The sequence below is a fragment of the Dyadobacter sp. CECT 9275 genome (genome assembly GCF_907164905.1).
Lineage (GTDB): Bacteria > Bacteroidota > Bacteroidia > Cytophagales > Spirosomataceae > Dyadobacter > Dyadobacter helix.
Genome location: NZ_CAJRAF010000002.1, coordinates 2,546,143 through 2,558,348, shown reverse-complemented (window position 1 = coordinate 2,558,348; position 12,206 = coordinate 2,546,143). Strand labels below are relative to the sequence as shown.

Sequence of the window (12,206 nt, the reverse complement as noted above, 5' to 3'; positions counted from 1 at the left end):
ACTGATATAATGAAAGTGCCTGATAATAAATGGGGCAAAAGTACGTATTTTTACTAAATCTAACATGAAGTGTTTTTTATGAATTTATTTCAACGTGGAAAGGCAGCTTTGAACCTGATCGTATGTTCAGGGTTCGTATTCTGTTTTTGTACTTGTGACAATACTCCGGATCCGGCTCCTGTGAAATCGGATGACTTTGAGACTTCACCTGAGAGCTTTCCTGTGACACCGGGGATTATTGACGAAGCCTCCGGAATTGCGCCCGGCAGAAGCATGAAGGGCTATTTATGGACATTACAGGATTCCGGACAGCCTCACTCATTGTACCTGCTCTCCGGAAATGCCACTACCATCAAGGAGTATGACCTGCCCGGAACCAATAATCACGATTGGGAAGATATAGCCACCGGGCCGGGGCCAGAAACGGGTATTAATTATATTTATGTGGCTGATATTGGTAATAATAATGCTCCTCTCACCTCCTCGAACATAATTTACAGGATTCCTGAAATTAATCAGGAAGGTGAATTTTTTAGTCAGAATAAGTTGGAAAAGATAACGTTTACCTATCCGGATGGCCCGCGCGACGCGGAGGCGCTTCTGCTGGACCCTGTAACGAAAGATCTTTTTGTAATTTCGAAAGAAACCAGTTCCACGGGGATATATCGTCTGCCTTTTCCGCAGTCTACCACGAATGTCATTCAGGCTGAAAAGGTTGGTGTTGTTCCTTCGATGTTACTTGTTACAGCGGGAGATGTATCTCCCTCCGGTGATGAGATATTGATACGTACCTATCTGATGGTATACCACTGGCGGAAAAAATCCGGAGAAAGTATCGGTCAAACACTTACCAGGGCTGCGGATAAACAGTTTTTGGTAGCGGCGGAGCCGCAAGGAGAAGGGATTTGCTTTGATGCAGATGCAAAAGGTTTTTTTACACTAAGTGAAAAGGCAAATGCGGCATCAGTGAAGCTGAATTATTATAAGAGGAAGTGAATAATAGTATCCTGGTCGGAGCGTGTAGCTGTTGAGACAGTTGCTTTTCCTAAATATGTCTGTGAATTACCTCAAGTAACTCGTCTGGATTAAAGGGTTTTACAACTATATCCGAAATCCCGATCGCGTAGACCTTTTCTTCCACTTCCAGGGCCAGGCTTGCGGTAAGGGCAATGATGGGTAGGGTCTCGCCACGTTGCCTGAGCAAGCGGGTGGCTTCATATCCATCCATGACGGGCATGTGCAGGTCCATTAGTACCACTTTGTGAACACTGGAATCCAATTTCTCCAATGCTTCTTTTCCATTTTGCGCGATATCGGAAATAGCGCCCCACTTTTTAAGGAAGCTTTCGATCACAAAAATATTCATCCGGTTGTCTTCTACAACCAGTACATGGACACCGTTCAGATTTTTGGAATATCCATTTTCATTCTGACCTGAATTTTGTTTTTCGGCCGGCTCAACAATTGTGAAGGTTTGCGAAAAATAGAAAGTGGAGCCTTTGTCAACTTCACTGATGAGCTTAAGTTCTGCTCCTTGCAATTCCAGAATTCGTTTACTGATGGCCAGGCCAAGCCCTGTTCCGCTGAATCCGCGTGAAGCGGAGGAGTCCACCTGGGTAAAACGCTCAAAAATAAGTACCTGTTTTTCTGGCGGAATCCCTATTCCGGTATCCTCCACCGAAATCCGGATGGTAACTTCGGTTTCGGTTTGGGTTTCAATTTTCATACTTAGCTTCACCCAGCCCTTGTTGGTGAACTTGGCAGCATTATGGACCAGATTGCTGATAACCTGTGAAATTCGGGTAACATCGCCCAAGATTTTTGAAGGAATATTTGGGTCAAGATCGGTCATAAATTGTACCTCACCGTTATCCGCAGAGGCTTCGTAGCCGGAAACGATGTTGCGCGCAACCAGCACAATGTCTAACGGCGCCTTTACGAAACGGATTTTTCCGGCTTCAATCGTGTTGAAATCCAGGATGTCGTTGACTATAGACAACAGGTTATTGGCAGAAAACAGAAGTACATCTAGGCGGGATTTTTGCACAGGGCCTGGGTCTTCTTTAAGCATGAGATGCGTGAGACCGATAACAGAGTTCAGCGGTGTTCGGATTTCATGGCTCATGGTACTCAGGAATTCACTTTTGGTTTTAAGCCCCCCTTCCGCCTCTTCCTTGGCTTTTTTAAGGGTGGTAGCAAATTTAAATGAGAGAATTAGAGACTGGCAGAAGAAGAAAATCAGGTAACCCGCAAATACGGATCCTTTCACAGGTTTTGCGACTCCGTAGTATTCCAGGATAATGGAAATAATGATGATGAATACGGAAACAGTACTCAGCATGGCATAGGCAGCACCGATCCGTTTGTGTGTAAATGCCCGCCAATAAACATAGGTGGCGAATGCGATGTCAAAAATGATGGTGTAAAGGAAAGGGTTGATCAGCCAGGTGAAAATAAGGGGCGGGGTAACAAGGGTCGAAATACCGAAAGCCAGACAAATGATCGTAATAATCGAAAGAATCTGCTGGGGTGCATCTTCCGGATAAAGAGATCGTGTGTAAAGCGAAAACATGGCAACAGAAATGTACAGGGAAAGGTATTCGAACCGCAGGGAAAGTGCCCAGTCCATGGAGGGCAGTAGTGTATGCAGGGTATAGGGGCTTGTCCCGATGATGCGATAACTGTAAAAGAGGCAGAAAAGAGAAAAATATAAAATGGACTTGTCGTGCCTGCCAAAAAGGTATAGTCCCAGAAAAAAAAGCCCTCCCATGAAAATGCCTCCTGTCAGAAACATATCCAGGGATTGGCCCACAAAATGGTCGGTTTGAAGAATTCTGTCCGGGCCCAATTCAATATTTTTATAAGTTCCTCCCCGGGCATGTGCAAAATTGGAAACATGTAAAACGAGATGGAGGGAATCGGAGTTAAACAGCAGTGGGCTAACAGTTGTATGCCAATAAGGTTTGCTCATTTCTGAACGAGTACCCACCACGCCGTTTTGTTCAAAAGGTTGCCCGTTCACAAAAAGAATATAGGAGGTATACAAATCGGGCAGCTTAAGTGCCAGTTCCGGGTGCTTTTCGGGGAGAAGTATGGTAAGCTCGTAGGATGCATAACCCTGAGACGGAAGTTTTTTTCCTTTCCATGTGATGTTTTTCCAGAGATTAGGAAATTTCACATATTCGAAATCACTATTCTTTTCACCAGGTTTTATAAAATTTTTCCAGTAAAACTTCCATTCGCCTTCCAGCGGTACGCTGTTTTGGCTAAGATCAACAGACCTCAGATCCAGAATTCCCTTTTTTGCAGGAGGAGCTATCTTTTGATCAGGGCCTGCCAGGCATATTCCGCAGGTTATCAGTACTGCAAGTACTGATAACAAGGGAAAAAGAAATGAGCGAGTCCGGATCATTTTTGTTTTCTGTTAAGATTTAATGGGTAGGAAGGCCGGTTCAAAAGTGATTCCGAATGCAGCGTTGTATGAAAAGACGGTGCCCGGAGGGTATTTTTATTCATTTGTTAAAACCACTAATTTCAATTTATTTACTTTCAATTTGCTGTTTTGTGGAAACTTCCTAGTTAACGGTAAGTAGCCGGATGATGACTTGTAGTTGATTTAGGGCGAAAATAGTATTAAAATATTTAAACAATGAAAACTTACTTTAGAATAATGACTTTAATTACAGCAACATTATCAGGTTTTCAGGGCAATGCACAAAAGATAAGTTACCCTGCATCCAAACTGATTGAACAGCAGGAGAATTATCACGGAACGAAGGTCGGCGATCCCTACCGCTGGCTGGAAGACGACCGCTCGGCCGAGACAGAGGCTTGGGTAAAAGCCCAGAATAAAGTCACATTTGAATACCTTGATCAGATACCTTACCGGTCCCGGATATTTACTGATTTGGAAAAGGCTTATAACTACCCCAAATATTCGGCACCGAAAAAGAAGGGAGATTACTTTTATTTTTACAAAAATGATGGTTTACAGAATCAGGCAGTACTTTATCGGCAGCTAGGAGAAAAAGGCACGGCGGAAGTAGTCATGGATCCGAATAAATTGTCCCCCGATGGCACCACCAGGCTAGTCGTTTTTGCTTTGTCCAAGAACGGATCCTATGCCGTCTGTGGTTTTTCAAAAGGAGGTTCCGACTGGCAGGAGTACCAGGTGATGCACATGAAGACTTTACAAATGCTGCCGGATAAGCTCGAGTGGGTCAAGGTTTCGGGTGCCGCCTGGCAGGGAGACGGTTTTTATTACAGCAGGTACCCTCAACCCGATGGAAGTGCACTAGCAGCTAAGAATGAGAATCACCAGGTTTTTTATCATAAAGTAGGTACATCCCAGCAGGATGACCAACTGATATTTGAGGACGCTGCCAACCCGCAGCGCTTTCATACGGTTAGTACCACCGAAGACGAACTGTATGCAGCACTGTATGTGAGTGATCGCGGAAAGGGCAAGGATGGGAACGGGCTTTGGCTTATGAAAAAGGGCGAAAGCAAGTTTTGGCCGGTGAAGGAAGAAATTACGGATTTTAGCTTTGGGCTCATTGAAAATACCGAAACAGGATTTTTAATTGAAACCAACGAGGATGCGCCCAATAGCAAGGTGCTGTTTTATAAATCTTCGGATAAGAGCTGGGAAACGTTTATTCCTGAAAAAGAAGAGCCGCTTCAGGGGGTAGGTACTGCTGGGGGGAAATTGTTTGCATCTTATTCCAAGGACGTTGCTACGCACACCTACGTTTATGATCTCACGGGTAAGCAGGAAAAGGAAGTGGCGCTGCCCGGCCTAGGTTATGCCAGTGGTTTTGGCGGAGACCGGGAAGATACCTTCGTATTTTATACTTATACTTCATTCAATTATCCGCCGACCATTTTTCGCTATGACATCGCTTCGGGCAAAAGTGCTGTGTTCAGAGCTCCTGAACTTTCATTCAACCCGGCAGATTATGAAACCCGGCAGGTATTCTATCCAAGTAAGGACGGTACCAGAATTCCGGCGTTCATCACCTTTAAAAAGGGGTTAAAACAGGATGGGTCCAATCCGACGATACTCTATGGGTACGGTGGTTTTAATGTGAGCCTTACGCCGTCTTTCAGCCCTACCCGAATTCCGTTTCTGAACCAGGGCGGTGTTTTTGTGCAGGCTAATCTGAGAGGGGGAGGGGAGTATGGTGAAAAGTGGCATGAGATGGGCATGAAAGAGAAGAAGCAAAATGTTTTTGATGATTTTATTGCTGCGGCGGAATATCTGGTCAAAGAGCAATATACCTCTGCGGAAAAGCTGGCTATCCAGGGTGGATCCAACGGAGGGTTGCTGGTGGGGACGGTAATGAATCAGCGGCCAGAGCTCTTCAAAGTGGCTTTTCCGGCAGTTGGAGTAATGGATATGCTAAGATTTCACAAATTTACCATTGGCTGGAACTGGATCGCGGATTACGGCAGCAGTGATAATCCGGAAGAATTTAAGTTTCTGTACGCTTACTCTCCCTTGCATAACATTCGGCCAGGAGGGAAATACCCGGCAACAATGATCACCACTGCAGATCATGACGACAGGGTAGTTCCGGCTCATTCCTTCAAATATGCGGCAGAACTGCAGGCCAAAGCAGGCGCGTCTTCGACCAACCCACTACTGATCCGGATTGATACCAATTCGGGACATGGCGCGAGTAATACCAAAAAGGCACTGGAAACCCAGGCAGACATTTATGCCTTTATGTTCTGGAATATGGGGCTGGTCTGGAAGTGATTCAAGGACAGCCCTTTTCATGTTTCATATGGCAAAGGATACCGCCTATGTTTTTAACTGGCTTATCTCACATTATTTCTCAGTTTATTTCTAAGTGCAGGATACCACAGGACGGAACCGCTTATGAAGTTTAATAATCTTGTATCCGCTAATCAACAGTAATATTGCAGCATCCAATTCCTTTTTAAGTAATCTTTAGTGTCCCCATATCAAGATCATAAAAAACAGAATATATGAGCAGTTCAAAAACAGATCAGTACAAATACGTGAGCTACCTTTGGGACGATGAGAAAGCGGCTTCCCTGGGAGACGATCAGATAGCGCTTCTTTTATACCGTTCCAATTTACTGGGTGCCGACCTGCGCCTGACCAACTACGCAGGCGGTAATACCAGCTGCAAGACCATTGAGAAGGATCCCCTTACCGGCAAAGATGTAGAGGTAATGTGGATCAAAGGGTCTGGCGGTGATATCGGAACACTTACCAGAAGCGGGCTCGCCGGGTTGTACCAGGATCGTTTGCATAGCCTGAAAAATATATACAGAGGCCTGGAATTTGAAGATGAAATGGTAGAGCTTTTCAACCATTGTATCTATGATCTGAAATCCAAGGCACCATCTATTGATACACCTTTACATGGTTTATTGCCATTCAAACATATAGACCACCTTCATCCCGATGCCCTTATTGCCATTGCGGCGTCCAAAGAAGGAGAGGCCATCACCAAAGAACTCTTTAACGGAGAACTGGCGTGGGTACCCTGGCAGCGCCCCGGTTTTGACCTGGGTCTGAAACTGGAGAAAGCATTGGCCGACAACCCTGGGATTCGTGGTATCGTGCTGGGAGGCCATGGTTTGTTCACCTGGGGAGATACTGCGTACGAGTCTTATATCAATACGCTGGATACGATTGAAAAGGCATCCGAGTATCTGGCTCAAAACTATGGTAAAACCCGTCCGGTATTCGGAGGGCAAAAGCTGGAAAGCGAGCCGGCCGAGCGCCGTGCGGAAATAGCCGCAAAATTGGCTCCCTACCTGCGTGGGCTTGCTTCTGCCAAACAAACCATGGTGGGGCATTTTACGGATGACAGCCGGGTATTGGAATTCATCGGGAGCAACGATCTGGAAAAACTGGCGCCACTTGGAACCAGCTGCCCCGACCATTTTCTCAGAACCAAGATCCGTCCGTTGGTATTGGATCTGCCGTTTGAGAAGCTGGAAGGAACTGTTCAGGAAATTCTGGACCATATCGGTCCTCAGTTTGAAGCCTACCGAGTGGACTATCAGGCCTATTACGACAGGTGCAAACATGATAACAGTCCGGCCGTTCGTGACCCCAATCCTGTCATTATTCTTCTTCCGGGCGTAGGGATGTTCTCTTTTGCCAAAGACAAACAAACCGCACGGGTAGCTGCTGAGTTTTATATCAATGCCATTAATGTGATGAAGGGCGCTGAGGCGATATCTTCCTACGTATCCCTACCTGAGCAGGAAGCTTTTGATATAGAGTACTGGCTTTTGGAAGAAGCAAAACTGCAGCGTATGCCGAAGGAAAAATCGGTATCCAGAAAAGTTGCCATTGTGACCGGAGGATCAGGAGGTATTGGAAAAGCTATCGCACTGAAGTTCCTTCAGGAAGGTGCGTGCGTTGTGATTTCTGATATTGATGAAAAAGCGCTTGCCGAAACAAAGGCTGAATTTGATGCTGCATTTGGAAAAGATTTTTCTGAAACTGCAATAGCTAACGTGCTGGATGTTGATCAGATCAAGGGTGCTTTGACCAAAACGAAACTCCGTTTTGGCGGCGTGGATATTGTTGTGAACTGCGCAGGACTTTCGATATCAAAACCTTTGGCAGAAACAACGATCAAAGATTGGGACATTCTGCAGGATGTATTGGTAAAAGGCCAGTTCCTGGTATCTCAGGAAGCGGTTGCAGTGATGCGTCAGCAAGGCCTTGGAGGTGATATTATTAATATTGCAAGTAAGAACGGACTGGTCTCCGGGCCTAATAATGTTGCTTACGGAACTGCAAAAGCTGCCCAGCAGCATATGACCAGGCTGCTTGCCGCAGAACTTGGACCGGATAAGATCCGGGTGAACGTGGTAAACCCCGACGCCGTTATTGCAGGTAGTAAAATCTGGGAAAGCGGATGGGCTGCCGGTCGTGCAAAAGCGTATGATATCAAAATCGAAGAATTGCCTGCTTATTATGCCAAACGTACAGTACTGAACGCTGAAATTCATACAGAAGATATCGCCAATGGTGTTTACATTTTTGTAAGCGGTCTGCTGAGCAAAAGTACCGGAAATGTGATTAACGTGGATGGAGGTGTACCAGCGGCATTCGTAAGGTAACGATTGACCTAAGGCGGGAGAATCCCTGAACGGGGTACTCCCACCTTTCGATATTCAATACTTCCGGCCAGGAGATTGTGGTACAAAAAGATTCAGAAGCAGCAGGTGGCCGGGAGCCATCCGTTAAAAGCGATAAACTATGAAAATAGAACAGTATCAGATTGACCAGTATAATGACACCCTTTTTTCACGTCATAACAATCAGTTTATATTTCTGAAGGAACAGCTGGCTGAACAGGGGATCAATTCCGCTGAGGTTCTCAAAGCACTGGAGGCCTTTCAGGTTGCCATTCCCAGCTGGGCGCTTGGTACGGGAGGTACTCGTTTCGGACGCTTTTCTGGTGTTGGTGAGCCACGTTCACTGGAAGAAAAGATTGAAGATGTTGGCCTGCTGCATGCCCTTAACAGGTCCAGCGGATCTATTTCCCTGCATATTCCATGGGATATACCTGAGCAAGCGGCGTCTATCATCAGTCTGGCTACTTCTCTTGATCTTAAATTTGATGCCGTAAACAGCAATACATTTCAGGATCAGAAAGGACAGGAGCATTCTTACAAATTCGGGTCATTGTCGCACGTTGATGCGCACGTTCGCAAGCAGGCGGTTGAACATAATATAGAAGTAATCAAATATGGTAAGGATCTGGGATCGAAGGCATTGTCCGTTTGGTTATCCGATGGTTCCTGTTTTCCGGGTCAGTCCAATTTTGTAAGGGCGTTTCAAAATACGCTGGAATCTCTCCAGGAAATATATGCCGCCCTGCCTGAGGACTGGAAGGTGTTTGTTGAATACAAAGCCTATGAACCCAATTTTTATTCGACCGTTATTCAGGATTGGGGAAGTTCTCTCTTGTTTTGTCAGAAACTGGGGCCCAAAGCAGATGTACTGGTTGATCTGGGGCACCACCTTCCGAATGCCAATATTGAGCAGATTGTAGCCACGTTGATGATGGAGGGTCGTTTGGCCGGATTCCATTTTAATGACTCCAAATATGGCGATGACGACCTGACCGTGGGCAGCATCCGCCCGTATATGTTGTTCCTGATTTTCGTTGAACTGGTGGAAGGGATGAACCGTGCCGGAAAAGGCAGCGACGGTTATGCCTGGATGATTGATGCGAGCCATAATGTAAAGGACCCCCTGGAAGATTTGTTACAGTCGGTCGAGGCCATACTCATTGCCTATGCGCAGGCGTTACTGGTTGACAGGAAAAAACTTGCGCTGGCTCGTCAACAAAATGACGTGGTACTGGCTCAGCAGATACTGCAGAATGCTTTCCGGACCGATGTTCGTCCGTTGGTACGGGAGTCCATACGGCTAAGCGGAGGTGCTTTGGATACCATAGGGTTGTTCCGTCACCTCAAAGTAAGAAATGAGTTAATGAATGAACGTGGAAAACTGACAGTTGCCACGGGACTATAATATCAAAGCTCGGAAGCCCAACCTTCGGGCAGTCTTTTATCGGGCTTCCGGCTACTGTTTGCCGAATAGCTATTTCCTAAACCCCGGAACCTCTCTCCTGCAAGGGCGAGAGGTTTATTTTTGAACCAGGTTACCACCCATTAAAGTGACTTTCTCTTTATCAGTGTGAAAGGGTTTTTGATGATAGCTCTTTTATTCTCAATGATAAGTTCCGCAGCTGTTTTCCCCATTTGTTCATGGTCTGTAGATATTGTGGTAATACCATCCAGTAATATTTCTTTTAAAGGTGTTTCGTTATAGGAAATAATTCCGATATCCTTCCCAATGCTCAGCTGATGTTCCCTGCATTTTTTGATGAGATTCACCAGATCATTTTCCTCAATAACCACATAGGCTGCATGATTGATGACCGTACTGTTTTCATGAAAATCATAGATGATCTCGTGTTCTATCTCATGTTGTATACAAAAGATCCTGAACCCCTTAATGATTTCCTTCGGATACGGAATAATGGTCGGGAATATCAGGATAAGCTTTTTGTATACATTGAGCAGATCTTTGGCATCATTTAATGCGGTAACGATATCTTTTTCAAAATTCTGGTATACCGAAGAATGTTTTTTACTGTTGAGATCAATATCCTTATCCAGTAAAATAAGTTTTTCGGCAGGTATCAGCTTAAGAATCTCAACCACTTCATCGGCTTTTTCATAAAAGTGAGGCATGATAACGTAGTAATCGTATTCACCGATGCTATTTTTGATCAGGTTTTTGAAGATATTGATATTGGAGTGATGAATATGGAGGTCAACATTCACGTTCCGCCCCACATTCTCGACAAAGGCGTTGTATATCTGTTTTTTATAATTGCTTATTTTATTGAATACCAATAGTACGCGCAGCGTATTTTCAATGTCGACCCGGTTAATGAAATAGCCCTTTCCCCTGACCGAAATCAGAATTCCGTCTTTGATCAGATGTTTGTATGCCTTCTCGACCGTATCCCGGGACAGCAGATACTCTTCACTTAGCTGGTTGATGGATGGTATTTTATCTCCCCTTTTCAGCTTGCCTTTACTGATCGCCTGCACCAGGGATTTGATAATCTGCATGTACTTGGGTGCGCTCTCCTTGAACTCGATGTCAAATTGTATTTCCATTACGGGATAAAGGGTAATAAGGTCTTAAAAATAACACATTTCGTTAAGAGACCGCTGGTTTTATGTGGATTTCCGGCAAAATAAGAGCCCGTTAAGAAAGGGTTAGGTTTCTTAACGGGCCTTATCATTCAGATCATAAATTATCTGGGGGATCTACCTCCTCTTTCGGACGATGACCTTGAACTTCTTGAGGCGTTATCACCTGATCTTGACTCGCCTCCTCTTGCAGGAGAACTGCTTCTTTCAGCAGGGGCAGATCTTACCGAAGGCGCGTTGCCTGAACTGCGCCCGCCGTTGGGGTTAGCATTGTATTCGGGCCGGCGGTTGTAACGTTCGGAGGGTTCTACTCTTTGACGGGAATAGCCATTATCCGAATTTCCCCGGTTATAGCCTTCGTTTTGTGCGGGTGAACTGCCGGGTGTATACCCTCCGTTGCGGCTGCTCCTGTTTTCGGGCGCATTATATTCGGATCTCTCACGGCTGCTTCTTTCATTAATCCTGGTACCGGAAGTATTGGGGTCGTCGTTTCCTCCGCGCCGACCGGCAGGGGTATCGCGGTTATAATTATCATTCTCATCACCACGTCCGTTTTCTGTCCGGCCAGAAGAAATTCTTTCCCGTGAGCCTCGGTCATACCCCGAGTCCGAGGCATCTATCCGGCTGTTGCTGCGGCTGTTATCCCGGGAATCGTAACGGTCGCTTTCCCGGCTGTTCGAGGCAATAATTACCCTTCCCCTACGGCTTGCGTCAATCTGGCGCACGGGTATATCTCTGCGTGTAACCCGTTGAAGTTCTTCTCTTCTGGGGCCATAAACATAAGTCCGGTTGTCGTTCCGGTAATAGTTGTTGATAATGGTCGTTTGATTATAAATATGGTTTACTCTGCCGCGGGGTACCCAGTAACTGTGCCAGTCACGCACACACATATAACGCTGCGGTACAAAAACCCACCAGAAAGAGGGAATATTAACCGATACATTGACACTTATACCAGGGCCCAGCGGAGCCCATCCGTAATATCCGCCACCGGAGCGCCAGTTCACCCAGGCAGGGCCCCATTCGTAGCCAGGTACCCAAAACCAGCCAGTGTAGTCGTCATAAGACCAGCGTCCATAATGAAACGGCGCCCAGCCCCATTCATATTCAGAGACCCAGGTGTTGCCATAGTCGGTCATTTCCCAGTATCCGTTGGTGGAATAGGGCTGAAAATACTGAGAAACGTAAGGAGTCCACACGGTACCGTACCTGGGTGAATTGATCCACCGTCCGTAGGGTGAAAGTTCCTGATAAAATGTCTGGAATGAAATGGAAACACCAGGTTGAGCCTTGGCATGATCTTGCACAGCAATACCGGCAAGAAATAAAATGGAGAAGCCGAATATCCGAAATTTGTGCATGGCGTTCATAGCGATATTGTTTGTTGTTTCTGGAAATAAATTTGGCTCTTGGACTGCATGTTATATTTAAGGTTTAACGAACTTTACAGCGCTTGATTTTCGTACGTT

Annotated in this window: 7 protein-coding genes; 4 read left to right on the top strand and 3 right to left on the bottom strand. The window is 45.7% G+C overall.

Going from position 1 to position 12,206, the window contains the following annotated elements; translation table 11 throughout:
- Window positions 1-78: 78 nt before the first annotated feature.
- Window positions 79-996 carry a PE-PGRS family protein gene (locus KOE27_RS18310; RefSeq protein WP_215240268.1) on the top strand — a complete coding sequence of 306 codons (918 nt, stop codon included), beginning with the start codon at window positions 79-81 and terminating at the stop codon, window positions 994-996.
- A 49-nt stretch (window positions 997-1,045) separates the two neighbouring features.
- Here KOE27_RS18310 and KOE27_RS18305 read toward each other — a convergent pair whose 3' ends face one another.
- On the bottom strand, window positions 1,046-3,412 hold the full coding sequence (locus KOE27_RS18305; protein ID WP_215240267.1) for an ATP-binding protein: 2,367 nt from the start codon (window positions 3,410-3,412) through the stop codon (window positions 1,046-1,048).
- A gap of 237 nt (window positions 3,413-3,649) precedes the next feature.
- On the opposite strand from KOE27_RS18305, the gene KOE27_RS18300 reads away from it, so the two are divergent.
- The 3 genes from KOE27_RS18300 (at window position 3,650) to KOE27_RS18290 (ending at window position 9,541) form a co-directional block, all read left to right on the top strand.
- On the top strand, window positions 3,650-5,761 hold the full coding sequence (locus tag KOE27_RS18300) for a prolyl oligopeptidase family serine peptidase (RefSeq protein ID WP_215240266.1): 2,112 nt from the start codon (window positions 3,650-3,652) through the stop codon (window positions 5,759-5,761).
- Between the two features lie 233 nt (window positions 5,762-5,994).
- Complete coding sequence (locus KOE27_RS18295) at window positions 5,995-8,118, top strand: bifunctional aldolase/short-chain dehydrogenase (protein ID WP_215240265.1); 2,124 nt, start codon at window positions 5,995-5,997, stop codon at window positions 8,116-8,118.
- Window positions 8,119-8,257: 139 nt separating this feature from the next.
- Entirely contained in the window at window positions 8,258-9,541 is a 1,284-nt protein-coding gene (locus tag KOE27_RS18290; RefSeq protein WP_215240264.1) for a TIM barrel protein, read from the top strand.
- A gap of 140 nt (window positions 9,542-9,681) precedes the next feature.
- On the opposite strand, the gene KOE27_RS18285 is transcribed toward KOE27_RS18290, so the two are convergent.
- Both KOE27_RS18285 and KOE27_RS18280 read right to left on the bottom strand, forming a co-directional pair.
- A complete protein-coding gene (locus KOE27_RS18285; protein ID WP_215240263.1) occupies window positions 9,682-10,701 on the bottom strand; it encodes a GntR family transcriptional regulator in 1,020 nt (339 codons plus the stop codon).
- 140 nt (window positions 10,702-10,841) lie between these two features.
- Complete coding sequence (locus KOE27_RS18280; RefSeq protein WP_215240262.1) at window positions 10,842-12,107, bottom strand: DUF6600 domain-containing protein; 1,266 nt, start codon at window positions 12,105-12,107, stop codon at window positions 10,842-10,844.
- Window positions 12,108-12,206: the final 99 nt, after the last annotated feature.

What these genes read in the sequence shown, in the direction of transcription:
- KOE27_RS18310 (WP_215240268.1), top strand. Translation starts at nt 79, where the DNA reads ATGAATTTATTTCAACGTGGAAAGGCAGCTTTGAACCTGATCGTATGT.
- KOE27_RS18305 (WP_215240267.1), bottom strand. Translation starts at nt 3,412, where the DNA reads ATGATCCGGACTCGCTCATTTCTTTTTCCCTTGTTATCAGTACTTGCA.
- KOE27_RS18300 (WP_215240266.1), top strand. Translation starts at nt 3,650, where the DNA reads ATGAAAACTTACTTTAGAATAATGACTTTAATTACAGCAACATTATCA.
- KOE27_RS18295 (WP_215240265.1), top strand. Translation starts at nt 5,995, where the DNA reads ATGAGCAGTTCAAAAACAGATCAGTACAAATACGTGAGCTACCTTTGG.
- KOE27_RS18290 (WP_215240264.1), top strand. Translation starts at nt 8,258, where the DNA reads ATGAAAATAGAACAGTATCAGATTGACCAGTATAATGACACCCTTTTT.
- KOE27_RS18285 (WP_215240263.1), bottom strand. Translation starts at nt 10,701, where the DNA reads ATGGAAATACAATTTGACATCGAGTTCAAGGAGAGCGCACCCAAGTAC.
- KOE27_RS18280 (WP_215240262.1), bottom strand. Translation starts at nt 12,107, where the DNA reads ATGAACGCCATGCACAAATTTCGGATATTCGGCTTCTCCATTTTATTT.